The 16,514-nt window shown below is 55.8% G+C and carries 16 protein-coding genes; 6 read left to right on the forward strand and 10 right to left on the reverse strand.

The window, feature by feature from the left end:
• The first annotated feature begins 206 nt into the window (after nucleotides 1-206).
• Nucleotides 207-2,723: a DNA topoisomerase (ATP-hydrolyzing) subunit B gene (gene gyrB, locus ACN0WX_RS01180; protein ID WP_417620445.1), complete on the forward strand. Its 2,517-nt coding sequence runs from the start codon at nucleotides 207-209 to the stop codon at nucleotides 2,721-2,723.
• A gap of 161 nt (nucleotides 2,724-2,884) precedes the next feature.
• Here gyrB and ACN0WX_RS01185 read toward each other — a convergent pair whose 3' ends face one another.
• From ACN0WX_RS01185 to ACN0WX_RS01205, 5 genes are read right to left on the reverse strand one after another with little or no spacing between them, the layout of a single operon-like run.
• Nucleotides 2,885-4,060, reverse strand: coding sequence for an acyl-CoA dehydrogenase family protein (locus tag ACN0WX_RS01185; protein WP_417620446.1), 1,176 nt, complete (start codon nucleotides 4,058-4,060; stop codon nucleotides 2,885-2,887).
• A gap of 52 nt (nucleotides 4,061-4,112) precedes the next feature.
• Nucleotides 4,113-5,414 (reverse strand): serine hydrolase domain-containing protein, encoded by a 1,302-nt coding sequence (locus ACN0WX_RS01190; protein WP_417620447.1) that lies wholly within the window; start codon nucleotides 5,412-5,414, stop codon nucleotides 4,113-4,115.
• Between the two features lie 9 nt (nucleotides 5,415-5,423).
• Nucleotides 5,424-6,065 (reverse strand): 3-oxoacid CoA-transferase subunit B, encoded by a 642-nt coding sequence (locus ACN0WX_RS01195; RefSeq protein ID WP_417620448.1) that lies wholly within the window; start codon nucleotides 6,063-6,065, stop codon nucleotides 5,424-5,426.
• A gap of 2 nt (nucleotides 6,066-6,067) precedes the next feature.
• Nucleotides 6,068-7,012 (reverse strand): hypothetical protein, encoded by a 945-nt coding sequence (locus tag ACN0WX_RS01200; protein ID WP_417620449.1) that lies wholly within the window; start codon nucleotides 7,010-7,012, stop codon nucleotides 6,068-6,070.
• Nucleotides 7,012-7,719 carry a CoA transferase subunit A gene (locus tag ACN0WX_RS01205; protein ID WP_417620450.1) on the reverse strand — a complete coding sequence of 236 codons (708 nt, stop codon included), beginning with the start codon at nucleotides 7,717-7,719 and terminating at the stop codon, nucleotides 7,012-7,014. The genes ACN0WX_RS01200 and ACN0WX_RS01205 overlap by 1 nt, the downstream gene beginning before the upstream one ends.
• A gap of 71 nt (nucleotides 7,720-7,790) precedes the next feature.
• Between ACN0WX_RS01205 and ACN0WX_RS01210 the strand changes: the two genes are divergently transcribed.
• On the forward strand, nucleotides 7,791-8,894 hold the full coding sequence (locus ACN0WX_RS01210; protein WP_417620451.1) for an esterase-like activity of phytase family protein: 1,104 nt from the start codon (nucleotides 7,791-7,793) through the stop codon (nucleotides 8,892-8,894).
• 4 nt (nucleotides 8,895-8,898) lie between these two features.
• On the opposite strand, the gene rpmB is transcribed toward ACN0WX_RS01210, so the two are convergent.
• On the reverse strand, nucleotides 8,899-9,189 hold the full coding sequence (rpmB, locus tag ACN0WX_RS01215) for a 50S ribosomal protein L28 (RefSeq protein WP_417620452.1): 291 nt from the start codon (nucleotides 9,187-9,189) through the stop codon (nucleotides 8,899-8,901).
• Between the two features lie 151 nt (nucleotides 9,190-9,340).
• Between rpmB and tadA the strand changes: the two genes are divergently transcribed.
• Nucleotides 9,341-9,799, forward strand: coding sequence for a tRNA adenosine(34) deaminase TadA (gene tadA / locus ACN0WX_RS01220; RefSeq protein ID WP_417620453.1), 459 nt, complete (start codon nucleotides 9,341-9,343; stop codon nucleotides 9,797-9,799).
• 3 nt (nucleotides 9,800-9,802) lie between these two features.
• Here the strand turns inward: tadA and ACN0WX_RS01225 are convergent, their stop codons facing one another.
• Together ACN0WX_RS01225 and ACN0WX_RS01230 are read right to left on the reverse strand one after the other, a co-directional pair.
• Nucleotides 9,803-10,603 carry a LytR/AlgR family response regulator transcription factor gene (locus ACN0WX_RS01225; RefSeq protein ID WP_417620454.1) on the reverse strand — a complete coding sequence of 267 codons (801 nt, stop codon included), beginning with the start codon at nucleotides 10,601-10,603 and terminating at the stop codon, nucleotides 9,803-9,805.
• Complete coding sequence (locus tag ACN0WX_RS01230) at nucleotides 10,600-11,832, reverse strand: sensor histidine kinase (RefSeq protein ID WP_417620455.1); 1,233 nt, start codon at nucleotides 11,830-11,832, stop codon at nucleotides 10,600-10,602. The genes ACN0WX_RS01225 and ACN0WX_RS01230 overlap by 4 nt, the downstream gene beginning before the upstream one ends.
• 162 nt (nucleotides 11,833-11,994) lie before the next feature.
• On the opposite strand from ACN0WX_RS01230, the gene ACN0WX_RS01235 reads away from it, so the two are divergent.
• Nucleotides 11,995-12,576: an HD domain-containing protein gene (locus tag ACN0WX_RS01235; protein WP_417620456.1), complete on the forward strand. Its 582-nt coding sequence runs from the start codon at nucleotides 11,995-11,997 to the stop codon at nucleotides 12,574-12,576.
• Nucleotides 12,577-12,595: 19 nt separating this feature from the next.
• Here the strand turns inward: ACN0WX_RS01235 and ACN0WX_RS01240 are convergent, their stop codons facing one another.
• Complete coding sequence (locus ACN0WX_RS01240; RefSeq protein ID WP_417620457.1) at nucleotides 12,596-13,135, reverse strand: winged helix-turn-helix transcriptional regulator; 540 nt, start codon at nucleotides 13,133-13,135, stop codon at nucleotides 12,596-12,598.
• Between the two features lie 173 nt (nucleotides 13,136-13,308).
• Between ACN0WX_RS01240 and ACN0WX_RS01245 the strand changes: the two genes are divergently transcribed.
• On the forward strand, nucleotides 13,309-13,638 hold the full coding sequence (locus ACN0WX_RS01245; RefSeq protein WP_417620458.1) for a CC_3452 family protein: 330 nt from the start codon (nucleotides 13,309-13,311) through the stop codon (nucleotides 13,636-13,638).
• A 173-nt stretch (nucleotides 13,639-13,811) separates the two neighbouring features.
• Nucleotides 13,812-15,902, forward strand: coding sequence for a RelA/SpoT family protein (locus tag ACN0WX_RS01250; protein ID WP_417620459.1), 2,091 nt, complete (start codon nucleotides 13,812-13,814; stop codon nucleotides 15,900-15,902).
• 17 nt (nucleotides 15,903-15,919) lie between these two features.
• Here ACN0WX_RS01250 and ACN0WX_RS01255 read toward each other — a convergent pair whose 3' ends face one another.
• Nucleotides 15,920-16,495: an FKBP-type peptidyl-prolyl cis-trans isomerase gene (locus tag ACN0WX_RS01255; protein ID WP_417620460.1), complete on the reverse strand. Its 576-nt coding sequence runs from the start codon at nucleotides 16,493-16,495 to the stop codon at nucleotides 15,920-15,922.
• Between the last annotated feature and the right edge of the window lie 19 nt (nucleotides 16,496-16,514).

Here is a 16,514-nt window from a genome sequence, read left to right on the forward strand (position 1 = left end):
AAGCCGCAAAGGAGTTTTATATACGCGTTCAAAAATCCGCAAATGGTTCGGTTTTACGCCTTGGCCCTTCCCGGCGATCCTGGCTTCCCGGAAGAATTATCGCCACAATCCGAAATCAATATAAGTCATTGATTTAAAGCATTTTTAATATCAGGAAATCCTACATTTTTCTTGGGTTTAGCGACGCCAGCGGCTATGGTCCTGCCATGAGTGACATTAGCGAAAATGAAATGCCGGAAGATGCTTCCAACTCTTCCAATAAAAATGAATATGGCGCCGATTCGATCAAGGTTCTCAAGGGCCTTGATGCGGTTCGCAAACGCCCCGGAATGTATATCGGCGATACCGATGATGGCAGCGGTCTGCACCATATGGTGTTCGAGGTTTCGGACAATGCCATTGACGAGGCCCTCGCCGGCCATTGCGACCTGATCCTGATCACGCTCAATCCTGACGGCAGTGTCTCGGTCGAGGATAATGGCCGCGGCATCCCGACCGGGATGCACAGCGAGGAAGGCGTGTCGGCAGCCGAGGTCATCATGACCCAGCTCCACGCCGGCGGCAAGTTCGAGAACACCTCCGATGACAATGCCTACAAGGTATCCGGCGGCCTCCACGGCGTCGGTGTATCGGTGGTCAACGCGCTGTCAGAATGGCTGGAGCTCAACATCTGGCGCGACGGCAAAGAGCATAATATGCGCTTTGAATTTGGCGATGCCGTGCGTCCGCTGGAAATCATTGGCGATGCGCCGCCTGCGGACAATGCGACCGGGATAAAAAAGGGTACCAAAGTCACCTTCTTCCCCTCTCCGGCGACGTTCAAGATCACCGAATTTGATTTCGAGAAGCTGGAGCATCGCTACCGCGAGCTCGCTTTCCTCAACAGCGGCGTGCACATCATCCTGCGCGATGCGAGGCACGAGGAAGCGCAGGAAATTGACCTGTTCTACGAAGGCGGCATCGCTGCTTTCGTGCAATATCTCGACCGTAACAAGACGGCGCTGGTGCCCGAACCAATTGCTATCCATGGCGACCGCGACGATGTCATCATCGACGTCGCGCTGGAGTGGAACGACAGCTATTATGAAAATGTTCTCTGCTTCACCAACAACATCCCGCAGCGCGACGGTGGCACCCACTTGGCGGCCTTCCGTTCGGCGCTGACCCGGACATTGAACAATTATGCCGAAAGCTCCGGCGCGCTGAAGAAGGAAAAGGTCAAGCTGACCGGCGACGACATGCGCGAGGGCCTGACCGCGATCGTTTCGGTCAAGTTGCCCGATCCCAAGTTCAGCTCGCAGACCAAGGACAAGCTGGTCTCCTCGGAAGTCCGGCAGCCACTGGAAAGCCTGATGGCTGACAAGCTCGCTGAATGGCTCGAAGAAAACCCCCAAAATGCCGCCATGGTCGTACAAAAGGTTATCGACGCCGCTGCTGCGCGCGAAGCCGCAAAAAAGGCGCGCGAGCTCACCCGGCGCAAGGGCGCAATGGACATTGCCTCGCTGCCCGGAAAGCTCGCCGACTGCCGCGAGCGCGACGCAACCAAATGCGAACTGTTCCTGGTGGAAGGCGATTCCGCTGGCGGCTCGGCCAAGCAGGGCCGGGACAGCCAGTATCAGGCAATCCTGCCGCTGAAGGGCAAGATCCTCAACGTTGAACGGGCACGCTTTGACCGGATGCTCTCGTCCAAGGAAGTGGGCACGCTGATCCAGGCGATGGGCACCGGCATCGGGCGCGAGGATTTCAATCTCGAGAAACTGCGCTATCACAAGATTGTGATCATGACCGACGCTGACGTCGACGGTGCCCATATCCGCACCCTGCTGCTGACCTTCTTCTATCGCCAGATGCCGGAAATCATCCTCAACGGCCATCTCTATATCGCCCAGCCGCCGCTCTACAAAGTGGGCAAGGGCAAGAGCGAGGTCTATCTCAAGGACGATAACGCGCTTGATCAATATCTGGTCGAGGCCGGCCTGAATGGCATGGTATTGCAAACCGGCGAAGGCGCGCGCAGCGGCGAAGACCTGCGCGGCCTGATCGAACATGCGCGCAGGATGCGCAGCCTGATGGCCTATGTGCCGCGGCGCTATGACAGCACGATTGTCGAAGGCATGGCGCTCACCGGCGCTCTCAATCCAGACCACGGCACCGCCGAACGGCAAGCCGCTGTCGATGCGACCGCCGCCTGGATGGACAAGGTTGACGAGGAGGGCCGCTGGACAGGCCAGGTCTCTGAAGAAGGCGGCTATATATTCCAGCGCTTCTGGCGCGGGGTTACCGATCACCATATCATCGAGGCCAAATTCCTGGAAAGCGCCGAAGCCCGCAAACTCCATCGTCTCGCGTCGGAAGAAACCGCCACCTATGGCAGCGGCAGCCGCTTGGTGAAAACAGCGTCAGGCGAAGCAGAAACGGACGAGGAGGACGGTATCGGCACCGAAGGCACGCTGATCACCCGCCCCTCGGAACTGCTCGACACGGTGCTTGCAGCAGGCCGCAAGGGCATCGCCATCTCCCGCTACAAGGGCCTTGGCGAGATGAACGCCGAACAGCTGTGGGAAACGACGCTGGATCCCGAAGTGCGGTCGCTATTGCAGGTGACAGTGGAACAGGCAGACGTGACCGACGATATATTCACCAAGCTGATGGGCGAAGTGGTCGAACCGCGGCGCGAGTTCATTGTCGACAATGCCCTGAACGTCGCCAATCTCGATATCTGATAGGTCACGCCCCAAGCAATATGACCGATGGTCAGGCGTCGCTTGGGGCGGCGGCTCACAGAATCTGTTCGAGATCCGATTATCGCAACACGCGGTTCGCTCGGTCAAAGCCCTCCTGCTTGATGACCGGCAAGAGCGAAGCGCTGGTTGCTGACCTTGCCTTATCCTCGGGTGGCAAGCTTGTGTGATTTCTTTATTTTCTTGGCGAGCGACCATTTGTGGACTTCTGTGGGACCATCGTAGACGCGAAATGCACGCACTTCGCGAAACACCTGCTCAACAACAGTATCCTGGCTCAGACCGGTACCGCCCATCACCTGAACACAATTGTCGGCGATGCGGAACAGCGCTTCGGACACCGCGACCTTGGCCATTGAACTTTCGGTTGTCCCTATCGCACCGGTGTCGAGCACCGAAGCGCACCAGTCGATCATCAATTCAGACTGCTTGAGGTCGATCTGATTTTGCGCCAGCATGAACCCGACACCCTCGTGGTCGATCAGCGGCTTGCCAAAGGCTTGTCTATTGCAGGCATAATCAACAGCAATTTCCTGCGCCCTGTCACAGCAACCAAGCCAGCGCATGCAATGGGTCAGACGGGCCGGAGACAGTCGCACCTGGGCATATTTAAAACCTTCTCCGCTTTCTCCCAACATTTGGTCTGCGGAAACGCGAAGATTATCAAGTTTTACCACCGAATGGCTGCCCGGCATCGAACTATCAATCGTATCCAGCACCCGTTCAATTTTGATCGCCGGGTCCGGGAGGTCGACCAGAAACATTGTTGCTCCTTCGTCGGACTTTGCCATCACAATCCCCACCGAAGCTCCCTTTGCACCAGTGATAAAAGTCTTTCGACCATTGATCACCCAATGGTTGCCATCCCGCTTTGCTGTGGTTTGCATCATCATAGGATCAGAACCCGCACCATTTTCGCTTGCCGGCTCCGTCATGAAAAAAGCAGAACGTGCCTCGCCGGAAATCAGCGGCGCCAGAAAATGCTGCTTCTGCTCCGGGGAGGCGCATTTGCCGAGCAGATACATATTGCCCTCATCCGGCGCGAACGTGTTGACCGCCAAGGGCCCCAGCGGAGAAAGGCCGGACTTGCGCAGCACCAGAGCGGTTTCAAGGTGCGACAGGTGACTGCCATCCTCCCGGATATGCGGTGTCAAGACTCCGGCTTCTCTGGCGAGCACGCGCATTTCTTGCACCAGTTCATCGGTCGGGCCATGGTCTTCGCAACGATCGTCTTTTTCATAGGCAAAAATTTTGTCGCGGACGAAACGCTCGACACGCGCAGCTATTTCCTGCGCTTCTTCGCTGACTTTCTTGGGCATATTTGCTCCTATCTTTAAGAATCGCTCTTCAAAGCGCTTTTGATGTCGCGGGTCACTCGCCAGGTGCCGTTGCCGTTCCGGCCTGGCTCAATAGGGGCGGCAATGATTGCCGGTCTTCCTGCGACGGCAGATCCGACAGATCGAGCCAGTCATTTGCCGACTGACCATAATAGCTATCGAGCACTGCAAAGGGGATCCGAAAAGGCCGTCCCCAACCATTGTTCCACATCGCGACCACGCCGGTGTGGGCCACGGGATCGAATATCAATGTCGAACGAAAACCATCCACCGCTCCGCTATGACCTACCAATTGCCGTCCGGCATAGGTGAAATTCCGCCAGCCAAGACCATAAGATGGATCGCCAAGAGCACGGGCAAGATCGCCGCTATAGACGCGCGCCGTCCTGACCCGCGGAGCATGGGCCAAGGTCAGCGCCGCTTGCGACAGTACATCTTCATTCCCACCCATTTGCGCCTGGAGCCAGCGGGCCATATCAACAATATTGCTGCTGACGCCCGCAGCTGCTGGCACACGCCAGTAGGATTCCGAGAGCGTCTGCACTTCATCACCATGATGCGGCCGCGCCCAGCTTTTTGCGCCGGTTAGGCCGGCCATGCCAAATTGCGCGCTCTTCATCCCGAGCGGAGCAAACAGCTGCTTCTGGGCCGCGTCGGAATATAATGTTCCCGCAACATGGCCCAAAATCTCGCTAACCGCGTCAAACGCGATATTCTGATAGCTATGACAAGTGCCGGGCAGGCATTGCAGCGGCGCCTGCCCGAGCTGGGCGCGCAGCAGGCCGGGGCTTTCGCCATCCTCCAGCTTGCGATCATAGGCATTTTTGGTGAGGCCGGTCCGGTGCGACAGAAGCTGCGCCACCGTTACCCGCGATTCCGCACCGCCGGGGAGCCGTAACGACCCGTGCCAGCTGCTGAGCGGCGCATCCAGGTTGAGCTTGCCCTCTTCTGACAATTTGGCCGCCAGCGAACCCGCAACACCCTTGGAAACCGAGGCCCAGCGGAACACCGTCTCGGGCGTTACCCGCTCGCCGCTAATTTTGTCGGTCACCCCGTAGGTGTGAACAAAGCGAATCTCGCCATCCTCGACAATCGCTATAGCCAGTCCCGCCATTTCGGTCCGGGCCGCCAGCGCCGCAAAGCTTCTGTCGAGGCCGTGATAGTCAATCTTGCCCTTCCAGTCGCCGGATTCGACCGGCAGCGTGTTTTTGCGGTCTGCCGCCGCCGCCACTGATAAAGGAAAACCAGCCCGTTGCTGAACAAGAGCGCGATACCCGTACCAGCCGACGAGCAACAGGGCCGCAAACCCCAGTAGCAGCGCCAGAGTTCTTCTCATGATCAATATTTACAGGGCAATTTCATAGGCAGCGGTGGTTTTTGCCGCGACATCCTCCACGCTGATGCCCGGAGCCAGCTCGATCAGCCTGAAAGGACTCTTGTGGTCGACACGATGGAAAACACAAAGGTCGGTAATGATCATGTCCACGACATTGGCTCCGGTCAGCGGCAAGGTGCATTCCGGAATGAACTTCGGGCTGCCGTCTTTCGCACAATGGTCCATCACAACGATGATTTTTTTCACCCCTGCAACCAGATCCATTGCACCGCCCATGCCCTTGATCATCTTGCCGGGGATCATCCAGTTGGCGATATCGCCATTCTCCGCAATTTCCATCGCGCCCAGCACAGTCAGATCGATATGTCCGCCACGGATCATCGCAAAGCTGTCGGAAGAGCCGAAATAGCTGGACGAAGGCAGTTCGCTGATCGTCTGCTTGCCGGCGTTGATCAGATCAGGGTCAATTTCGTCCGCATAGGGAAATGGCCCGATCCCCAGCATCCCGTTCTCGCTTTGCAACGTGACCTCAACCCCTGGCGGAATGTGATTGGCGACCAGCGTCGGGATACCGATCCCGAGATTCACATAATAACCATCCTGCAGTTCCTGTGCCGCCCGTGCGGCCATTTCATCGCGAGTCCAGGGCATATTTATCCTTCTTTATCATCTGATAGTGCGTTTGTTGCTTCCGTCGCTTCCACGAGAGGCGGTGGTGTCAGAAACCATCCGTTTCCAAACATTTTTTCCAGCGTAAGCGCGCCATCGGGGTTTCGCAAATAATCGTAAAGTTCATCAAAATCGGCGCGGTCGTCACCCGCTATTGCGACAATGCAATAGTTGCGTGTTGCATCCCAGCGCCGGACCTGTTTGCGATCATCTCCGCCGCGGTCGAGAAAGAGGAAATCATCTGATCCAGCCTGTGAAAAACCAGCCTCGTTCAGGATGGCCGAAATTCTCTCTGATGCTGCAGCAGGCTGATCAGACAACCAGATCACGCTTATTTCGGCAGCCCGCAGGCTCAGCAGTACTTCGACCAGACCATTTTGCCGATATAGCGTCTTGGCCTTGATCCATTCGGGGTCCGTCTTGTTGTCGAGGTCAATCGCCACGGCCAGGGGTTTTCCCGCACAATCCACGGTTTCGGGCTTGAATATATCGACCCGTGGAATCAGCACCACCGATTCGACGCCCTCTCCTGCTTCCAGCCTGGCCGACTGCTCCAATGCATGGGCCGCAAAACCGGCATAAGGCGAAGCGCCGGGACCAATAGGCTGAAAATATTGCGAAATAGAATCCGCAGCAGCACCATCAAGGTTGACCTCGGCAACTTCAAAGACACCGCCTTGTCCAGAGAATTGCTTGCCAGCGGCAGGAGACGCATCTGCAACGCCGCTGTCCGGCCCAATTATAACGGAGCCAACCGGCATCGCCAGATCAATGGCACCAGCGGCAACCAGTTCCCGTTTCGCTCGGGCGCGATCAATTTCACCTTTACCTATGGTTCCCAGCGCCGCGAGCGGCAAGAGCGCAGCCACGCAGCCGGACAACAGCGGCAGAGTGATCAAAGCGATCAGAGATAGGCGAAGTCGAGCCATCAGGCGTCTTCACGCTCCCGGGTCATGCGAAATTCGATTTTCTTGTCATAGGGCGCACCATTGATCAGGCGCTTCACATAGATACCCGGGACATGGATGCAATCCGGATCCAGCTCGCCCACTTCGACAATTTCCTCGACCTCGGCGACACAGATCTTGCCTGCCGTCGCCATCGGCGCATTGAAATTGCGCGCTGTTTTGCGGAACATCAGATTGCCTGCCTTGTCCGCCTTCCAGCCTTTGATCAAACAGAGGTCGGCAAAAATCCCGCGCTCGAGAATATAGGTTTCGCCATCGAAATCCTTGTGCTCCTTGCCCTCGGCTACCTGTGTCCCGACACCTGTCTTGGTGTAGAAACCGGGGATGCCGGCACCACCGGAGCGACAGCGTTCCGCCAGCGTTCCCTGCGGGCAGAATTCAACTTCCAGCTCGCCGGAAAGATACTGCCGTTCGAATTCCTTATTCTCCCCGACATAGGAAGAGATCATCTTCTTCACCTGTCGGGAACGAAGCAGCTTGCCCAATCCTTCATTGTCAATCCCGGCATTGTTGGAGGCGATGGTCAGTTCCTTGACCCCGTCCTGCTGGAGCGCATCAATCAGCCGTTCGGGTATCCCGCACAGGCCAAAACCGCCGACACAAAGGTGCATGCCATCAAATAAAAGGCCCTCGAGAGCGGCGGCCGCATCCGGATAGATTTTTTTCATATTCGCGCTTTCCTGACTATTTGTCCGGCGTCTAGCGCAGGTGGCGCACAAGCGTCCAGAATAGATTATATTTGAAGCGACAAATCGATTATGCGCGCCCGATGACCCGCTTGCTTGCCTGCCTGTCGCTCTTTTTCTTTCTCGTGCCGATTACCTATGTGCGCGGGCCTGTGCCACCTGCAAATGACAGCCAATATCTGTCATTCGAACCGATAGCCTTCGATCCCAGAAACCCGAGCCGGACGCGGGTTGGACGACTCTCCTTCCTCGGCGGCTGGAAAATCACTAGTGACAATGGCGAATTTGGCGGCATATCGTCGATGCTGGCCCTGCCGGACAACCGCTTCCTGATGCTCAGCGACAATGGTACGCTGGCCGGCTTCACATTCGATGAGCACAAGCATCAGGCGATTCGCCCGTTCATTGCACCGCTGCCTGATGGCCCGGCGAAACCCAATGAATTTGCGAGAAAAAACTGGGATTCCGAATCGTTGCTGCACGACCCGGAGACCGGACAATTTTGGGTTGGCTATGAGCATCAACACAGCATCTGGCGCTATGGCCATTCCTTCGCACGCAAACAATCCTCCCATTCCCCACCCGAGATGCAACAATGGCCGGAAAACGGCGGCGCAGAAGCCATGCTCCGTTTACCCGATGGCCGTTTTCTCGTCTTTTCGGAATCCGCAGAATATTCAAAAGGCGGCTACCAGGCCTTCATGTTTGTCACCGATCCTTCTGAACCGGCCAGCAAAGCTGTGCCGTTCGGATATCAGCCGCCGCAGGGCTATAATTTGACCGATGCCGCCATGATTGACGACAAGTCAGCCTTGATGCTGCACCGCCGGTTCACACCCTTCGAGGGAGTTTCCGCGATATTGTCGATCGTACAAATCGGCGATTTCCAGCCAGACAAAGTCGCGACCTCGATCCCGATCGCCATATTGAAACCACCGTTGAAAGTCGACAATATGGAGGCGCTGGCGGTCACGCGCGAGGGGGATGATATGATTGTGTGGATGGCGTCGGACGATAATTTCAGCACATTACAGGAATCGCTATTCTTCAAATTCCGGCTGCTGAAGGGTAAGCAAATGCAGAAAAGACGCGACCCTGAACGCCAAAATGAAAAAGCCGGAGCGAACCCCGGCTTTTCATCACTCGAAAAAAAATAATCGCTTAAGCGGCAGAAGCCTGCTTTTTCGCAATTTCCTTTTTGATACGCTTGACCCGCAGGCTCAGCTTGTCATCGGAGGTTTTCAACAGCCAATTGTCGAGGCCGCCAACATGTTCAACAGAACGCAAACCATGGGTAGATACCCGAAGTTTTACGCCCTTGCCGAGAGCATCGGACAAAAGGGTCACATTTTGCAGGTTGGGCAAAAATGTTTTCTTGGTCCGGTTTTTGGCGTGAGACACATTATTGCCTACCAGCCGAGTCTTACCTGTCAGTTCGCAAATCCGCGACATCGCTATCGTCCAATTTCTTGTTAATGAGTGATTCCCAGCGGGAAAGTGGGACCCGATAACCACAAAGCTGCGATACGTCAAGCATTGCGGCGCTTTTCCTTGTCCAACAGCCTAACTGGCATTTGATAACCATTCCCGCTAGGCGCATCCCATGGCAACAGCAAATTTTACTTCATTCATGCAGGCGGCGCTGGCCCTTGCAATGGAAGCAGGGACGATTGGCGAGGTTCCGGTCGGTGCGGTCGTCGTCCGGAACGGAAAAATTATCGGACGCGGCCATAATCGCACCCGAATCGATCATGATCCTGTCGCCCATGCAGAAATTATCGCGATTCGCGAGGCGGCAAAATTTCTGGGCAACGACCGGCTCGATGATTGCGACCTTTGGGTGACACTGGAGCCGTGCACCATGTGTGCCGGCGCTATTGCTCATTCCCGCATCCGCCGACTCTATTATAGCACCAGCGATGCCAAGGGCGGCGCGGTGGATAGCGGTGTGCGGTTTTTCGAATCACCGACATGCCATCACAAACCGGAAGTCTATGCCGGGATGGAAGAAGAGACCACCGCGAAACTGCTGGTGGATTTTTTCCAGGAACGTCGAAGCTAGGTCCTAATGCACAAAGCGCGCGACGACATCACGATAGCTACGAGACACTTTCACTTGCGCGCCCGACCCCAGAACCAAGAAACATTCACCATTGGTATGCGGCTTGACCTCGCGAACCTGACTGAGGTTGACGATGGTTGAACGGTGCACCCGCTGGAAGTGACGCGGATCAAGACGCTTTTCGAGATCCTTCATCGTTTCCCGCAAAATCAGACTATTATCAGCTGTATAGATGCACATATAATCACCGGCCGCATCAATCCGTTCGATCGTGTCGACATCGACGCGGAAAATCTGGCCGCGGTCCTTCACATTTATCAGCTTCTCATAACGATTGGCCGAGGCAGGTTCTTCAGATTCATCGATATTGGCCATGGCATCCGGCGCGACTTCACTGAGAACGGACTTGAGCTTTTCGATCTCGTCAGCGCCGCGCTTTTCGGAAAGCCGCTTGCGCACCCGGTCAATAGCATCCGCCAGCCGGTCTTCCTCGACCGGTTTGACCAGATAATCGATCGCCTCTGCCTCGAAGGCCCGAACCGCATGTTCTGAATAGGCGGTCACGAATATAAACAGCGGTGGTTCGATCTCCATGATTCCCTGGACGACTGAAAATCCGTCAAAGCCGGGCATCTGGATATCGAGAAACACCAGGTCGGGCTTGAGCGTCTTGATTTTGCGAATCGCTTCCCGGCCATTGCGGCAAGTATCGACAATCTCGATGTCGTCGAATTTTTCGAGCCGGATCTGCAAACCCTGGATCGCGAGCTTTTCATCATCGACTAATATCGTTCTGATCGTCATGTTTTTAAATCCTTATGCTGAAAGGATGCCATCGCCGGTATATTGACCGGCTCCCGCTGATGGTCATCGCTGGATGCATGCTCCCCAAAAATTGCTTCGTTTCTTACCTGTTCATCGGTTGCCGAATCGCCCGCGGCTTCCCGTTCAATCTGCTCCCGCGTTTCAAACGGCAGCGCTATAAAGACCGAAAATCCTTCGCCGGGAGACGACCGCGTTTCGAATGTCGCGGCTTCTCCATAAGCTTGGTTTAATCGCTCCTGAATATTGCCCAGACCGACACCCGTAGACGCCGATTTGCTAGTAGCCGGGCCAATTTGTCCCGGTCCGGTATCGGAAACGGTGATACGCAATTTGTCCCCGTCAAGCTGGGCCGAAACCGAGATATCCGCGCCCTCTTCCTTTGGTGTCACCGCATATTTGATGGCGTTTTCCACAAGCGGTTGGAGCAATAGTGACGGCAAGAGCGCGTCACGCACCGCCGGATCAATATCAAAATGTGATCGCAAGCGTTCTTCGAAGCGCATTTTCTCGATATCAAGATACAGATGGAGTGTCTCCACCTCCTGCGCAAGGGTCACCCGGCTGTGTACTTCGTTGACCAGGGTATGCCGCAGGAAAGAAGACAGGCGCGACAGCATCGCATTCGCGGGTTCGGTTTGTCGTAGCAGCACCAGCGTCGATATGCTGTTCAGCGTGTTGAACAGGAAATGCGGATTGAGCTGATAGCGCAGCATCGCAAGCTGCGCACGGGTGGCCTGGGCCTCCAGTTGCAACAGCTGATCATTTTGCTCTTCGACGCGAAGGAAGAAATTGATCGCATAATAAAGCGCCGACCAGGCCCCGAGCAGCATGATACCCAGAAACAGCGAACCCAAAAATAATGTCCCGAACGCGGTTTCTGACGCGGGATTCTGGATGAGGAAAACCCAGGCATCGATGAACGCGTAAAGCGACGCCGCTATCGTCAGGATAACCGCGGTGCTGCTCCACGTCACAATCGGGCGCCGGTGCAACAGATTTTTGTACACGACCGACAGGAGAAGGGAGATCGAATAGCCGGTAATGGTCGAAATAATCACCGGCACCAGGAAGCCGAGCGGGAGCCCGTTGGAAATGCCGCCAACCGCACGCAAAATAAGCGCACCGGCCCAGCCTGCGGATTGCAGGTTCCAGAATGCACGATTCTTGTTGCCAAAAAACGGCTGGGGGCGGATTTCCATAACGGCCATAGCGCCATCTATAGCGGGGCATTGCCGCTTGGGAAAGAATCGCCTATCATTTGTGCAAATAAGCCGCGAAACGGCAGGTTTCTGACAGCATTGCCCGGTTGTTCGCATTGCTGGAGCAGAGAATCTGGCTGGACACCGGTAAACAGAGATAAGGAGAGCATCATGGGCGGTCCCAACGAAGTCCGGGCAAAATTCCCTTCCATGGAAGAGGGCACGCAGGAAGACTGGCAGATTATCGGCAGCCATTTTGGTCCCTTTGCCAGCAAAGTGGCCGACCGGGTACTGGACCATCTCAAACTGCTAGACGGTGATTTTGGCGGTTTTCCGATCGACCGGATGCAACACAGCCTGCAAACCGCAACCCGTGCACATCGGGATGGCCGGGACGAGGAATATGTCGTGATGGCCTTGCTTCATGATATCGGCGATACACTTGGTACCTATAATCATCCAGACGTCGCAGCGGCCATTCTGAAGCCCTTCGTCAGCGAGAAAAACCACTGGATTGCCGAGAAACATGGTGTTTTTCAGGGCTATTATTTTTTCCACTATCTCGGTCAGGACCGCGACATGCGCGACCAATATCGGGGTCACGAACATTTCCAGGATTGTGCGGATTTCTGTGCAAAATATGACCAGACAGCCTTCGACGCCAACTATGATACGGCGCCGCTGGAATTTTTTGAACCGATGGTTCGCCGCGTCATGGCACAGCCGAAAAACAGTATGTACGTAACCGAATAGGGACAGACGGGCGGAGTCTTCAAGCCGCCGAAGACTCACCAATTTCTTTCAAATGGCGCACAACCATATCGTCGCGGCCGACCCGGTCTGCATCGGCATTCAAGTCTGATTCGTCGATCCAGCACAGGTCTTCCATTTCCAGAATCCTGCCATCATGGGCGCGCATGGTGATCGGGCCGATAGGTTGGCGGTCGCGCGAATCGCACAAAATCGGATTGGACGGAACACCGGTTTCCCATCGCTCTCCCCATTGGCGGAGTGCAATCATCGTCGGCAGCAGATCCTGCCCCTTGTCGGTGAGCCGATATTCGACTTTTCTTTTGTCATGATCACAGGGCCTGCGGGTCATAATCCCTGCTTCGACCATGCGGGTCAGCCGGTTGGCCAGGATATTCCGGGCTATGCCGATTTCCGACAGAAAATCCTCAAAATGCCCGACACCATTGAGAGCTGCCCGCAGGATCATGAAGCACCAGCGCTCGCCAATGACTTCCAGCGATACGGGCAGACTGCACTCTCCGCCTGTTAAACTCGATAAATCTTCTCTGATTTTGTCCATGTAACCGTTCCTAACCCAGTTTTTTGGAGAGTGCGAAAAAAATATACATTTTTAGTTGCAACTTAAAACTTATTAATATAAGTATTGATTCGCAACTTAGATTGCAAGCCGAAATTTCTTCCCCTCGGGCACCATGCAAATGGCCCGGAACCAGACTGCCGAAAGGAATAATCATGCTTCTCTCCCAAAGCCCTCTTCGCGCTTCGATGACGTTTTGCATCGCGGCGATGACTTCCCTCACCCTATTCACTGCAACGACGGCCGAAGCGCGCGGCACGCCAATCGCCTATACTGCCGAATTGCAGGCACCGGTCGAGGCCACCCAGGAAATCGTCAAGGGAACCGTTTTTCGCTGCGACGGCACGGAATGTATTGGCGCAAGAAGCAGCTCTTCGCCCCGAACAATCTGCGCCAAACTCGTCGATGAATTCGGTCCGGTGACCAGTTTCGCCTATAAAGGTGAGCCATTTGATGCCGCTGCGCTTGCAAAGTGCAATGACTGAATAAATCATCCCCTCCTGACCGGTCTCGCTCCCATCAGCTGCCAGTTTACTGGTACCCGCCGGTCAGCTATTGCGCCGAAGCCACGGGCTCTGTTCCGTTCCCCCGAACATAAGAGCCGGCTTCGGCGCTCTTTTTTGTTGCTCCCGTCTTCAAAGCGCGACATCTTCATGCCATGTTGAGGCAATATGAACTGGTGGAGAAGGTCCGATCCTATGATCCCGATGCTGATGAGGATCTGATCAACCGCGCCTATGTTTTTTCTGTGCAGAAACACGGTGGCCAGAAACGGGCCAGCGGCGACCCTTATTTCAGCCATCCGATCGAGGTTGCCGGTCTGATGACTGACCTCAAACTCGATCAGCAAACAATTGTGACTGCGCTGCTCCACGACACCGTGGAAGACACGCTGACCACATCGGAAGAGATTGAGAAGCTGTTCGGCAACGAAATAGCGCGACTGGTCGACGGCGTGACCAAGCTTTCGAAAATTGAGGCCCAGACGGATAACGAACGGGCCGCAGAGAATCTCCGCAAATTCCTGCTGGCCATGTCGGATGACATCCGCGTCCTGCTGGTGAAACTTGCCGATCGCCTGCACAATATGCGGACGCTCCATTTTATCAAGAGCGAGGAAAAGCGGCAACGGATCGCTCGTGAGACCATGGACATCTACGCGCCGCTTGCCGAGCGCATCGGCATGTATGAATATATGCGCGAGATGCAATTGCTGGCGTTCCGCCACATGGAGCCCGAAGCCTATGACACCATAACCAAAAGATTACAGGCGATCAAAGAAGGGGATGAAGGCCAGGTCGAGAAGATCGCCCGGTCTGTCCAGAAAGCGCTGGAAAGCGGTGGATTGGCTGCGGAAGTCGGTGGCCGGGAAAAGCACCCCTATTCGATCTGGCGAAAAATGCAGGAGCGCCACGTGAGCTTCGAACAGCTGACTGACATCATGGCATTCCGGGTCGTCACAGACAATAGCGCGGAATGCTATCGGGCGCTCGGCATCCTGCACAAGAAATGGAAAATGGTCCCCGGCCGGTTCAAGGATTATATCTCCACGCCCAAGCGCAACGGCTACCGGTCACTGCACACAACGATCATGCACGGCAACAATATGCGGGTCGAGATTCAGATACGTTCTCGGCGCATGCATGAGGATAATGAATTTGGGCTCGCCGCACACTGGGCTTATAAACAGGGCAATCGCCCTGATGGGCAGGCCGGCTGGATCCGCGATCTGATCGAGATACTCGATCAGGCGGAAGATGCCGAGGAACTGCTCGAGCATACGCGGCTGGCGATGTACCAGGATCGGATTTTTGCCTTCACGCCGAAAGGCACGTTGCTGCAAATGCCCAAGGGATCCACCACCGTCGACTTTGCCTATGCCGTGCACACTGATCTCGGCAACCAGGCTGTCGGGGCCAAGGTCAACGGCCGGCACGTCCCCCTCCGCACACAATTGCAAAATGGTGACGTCGTCGAAATCCTGAAATCCAAGGGGCAGGAACCCCAGCCAGGCTGGCTTTCCTTTGTCATTACCGGCAAGGCGCGCGCCGCGATCCGCCGCAACGTAAGGTTCAAGGAACGCGACGAAATGATCGCCATTGGCACCGAGCTTTATGAAGAAATTATCGAACGCCTGCCCGGCAAGATCGGAAAGCGTGCGATGAAGGCAGCGCTGAAACGGCTGAAACTGGAAGAGCCTGACGACCTGATGATGGCGATCGGTACACGCCAGCTCAGCGATCGTGAGGTGATGGAAGCAATCAGCCCCGGCAGCGTCAATGACAATGATGACGAACGGCAGTGGCCCGAACAGGATCGCGCGATTTCGATCAAGGGCCTGACCCCCGGGGTCGCCTTCAATCTCGCCGAATGCTGCCATCCGGTGCCCGGAGACCGCATTGTCGGCCTGCGCCGGAGCGGTGAAAATGTAGAGGTGCATACGATCGATTGCCAGAGTCTGGCCGACGGCGTGGATGCAGACTGGGTGGATCTCAGCTGGGGCAACGAAAGCGACGGTGCCGCCGCACGCCTATGCGTGGTGCTGCACAACAAGCCGGGAACGCTGGCCGAAATGGCCGGGGTTTTCGGATTTCACAACGCCAATATCCTTAACCTGCGCCTGTCACACCGCGACGGTCCGTTCCACACATTCGATGTCGATCTGGAAGTGCACAATGTCCATCATCTGATGCGGATATTGTCGGCGCTGCGCGCATCGGAGGCGGTCGCGCAGGCGGAACGCGCTTAATTCAGCGATATAATATATCAGGGGCCGGGAGGTGGTCCGCCGGGTATGCCCTGGGCCTGCATCTGCTGGCGCAACTCTTCCATTTGCGCTGCCGAGATAAAGTCGAGCAGGGTTACATCAAAAATGAGCAGGCTGTTTGCCGGAACCTGTTCACCCGGAGACGCCTCGCCATAGGCCAGATCCGATGGGATCCAGATGCGATATTCGCCGCCCTTCTGCATCAGTTGCAGCGCTTCGGAGAAACCGGGAACCACACCGCCGACCGGCATCGGCGCTTGCTCATTGGCGTCGAAAACCGTGCCGTCGCGCAACGTACCTTCATATTTGACGAGCGCGGTATCGGTAGCGGTGGGTGACGGCCCTTCACCAGGCTTGATCACCATATATTGCAGGCCGGAGTCCGTTGTGACCACATCGTCTTCTTTGGCATTGGCAGCAAGAAACTGTTCGTTGGATGCACCGTTCACGACCGCATTCTGCGTACCCGCATATGCAAGAACCAGCGCGACGACCGCAACCAGCAGCACGCCGAGCCAGATTTTGGTCAGCGAACCTTTTTTGATGGGGTGTATCGGAACCGTCGTGACAGACATGGTCAGGCTACCTTATGGA

The sequence above is a fragment of the Parasphingorhabdus sp. genome, from assembly GCF_048269915.1.
Classification (GTDB): Bacteria; Pseudomonadota; Alphaproteobacteria; order Sphingomonadales; family Sphingomonadaceae; genus Parasphingorhabdus.

Excerpts from the sequence above, each read along its gene's own strand:
- ACN0WX_RS01250 (WP_417620459.1), top strand. The coding sequence starts at position 13,812 with ATGTTGAGGCAATATGAACTGGTGGAGAAGGTCCGATCCTATGATCCC.
- ACN0WX_RS01195 (WP_417620448.1), bottom strand. The coding sequence starts at position 6,065 with ATGCCCTGGACTCGCGATGAAATGGCCGCACGGGCGGCACAGGAACTG.
- gyrB (WP_417620445.1), top strand. The coding sequence starts at position 207 with ATGAGTGACATTAGCGAAAATGAAATGCCGGAAGATGCTTCCAACTCT.
- ACN0WX_RS01240 (WP_417620457.1), bottom strand. The coding sequence starts at position 13,135 with ATGGACAAAATCAGAGAAGATTTATCGAGTTTAACAGGCGGAGAGTGC.
- ACN0WX_RS01230 (WP_417620455.1), bottom strand. The coding sequence starts at position 11,832 with ATGGCCGTTATGGAAATCCGCCCCCAGCCGTTTTTTGGCAACAAGAAT.
- ACN0WX_RS01190 (WP_417620447.1), bottom strand. The coding sequence starts at position 5,414 with ATGAGAAGAACTCTGGCGCTGCTACTGGGGTTTGCGGCCCTGTTGCTC.
- ACN0WX_RS01205 (WP_417620450.1), bottom strand. The coding sequence starts at position 7,719 with ATGAAAAAAATCTATCCGGATGCGGCCGCCGCTCTCGAGGGCCTTTTA.
- ACN0WX_RS01235 (WP_417620456.1), top strand. The coding sequence starts at position 11,995 with ATGGGCGGTCCCAACGAAGTCCGGGCAAAATTCCCTTCCATGGAAGAG.
- rpmB (WP_417620452.1), bottom strand. The coding sequence starts at position 9,189 with ATGTCGCGGATTTGCGAACTGACAGGTAAGACTCGGCTGGTAGGCAAT.
- tadA (WP_417620453.1), top strand. The coding sequence starts at position 9,341 with ATGGCAACAGCAAATTTTACTTCATTCATGCAGGCGGCGCTGGCCCTT.
- ACN0WX_RS01200 (WP_417620449.1), bottom strand. The coding sequence starts at position 7,012 with ATGGCTCGACTTCGCCTATCTCTGATCGCTTTGATCACTCTGCCGCTG.
- ACN0WX_RS01245 (WP_417620458.1), top strand. The coding sequence starts at position 13,309 with ATGCTTCTCTCCCAAAGCCCTCTTCGCGCTTCGATGACGTTTTGCATC.
- ACN0WX_RS01225 (WP_417620454.1), bottom strand. The coding sequence starts at position 10,603 with ATGACGATCAGAACGATATTAGTCGATGATGAAAAGCTCGCGATCCAG.
- ACN0WX_RS01185 (WP_417620446.1), bottom strand. The coding sequence starts at position 4,060 with ATGCCCAAGAAAGTCAGCGAAGAAGCGCAGGAAATAGCTGCGCGTGTC.
- ACN0WX_RS01255 (WP_417620460.1), bottom strand. The coding sequence starts at position 16,495 with ATGTCTGTCACGACGGTTCCGATACACCCCATCAAAAAAGGTTCGCTG.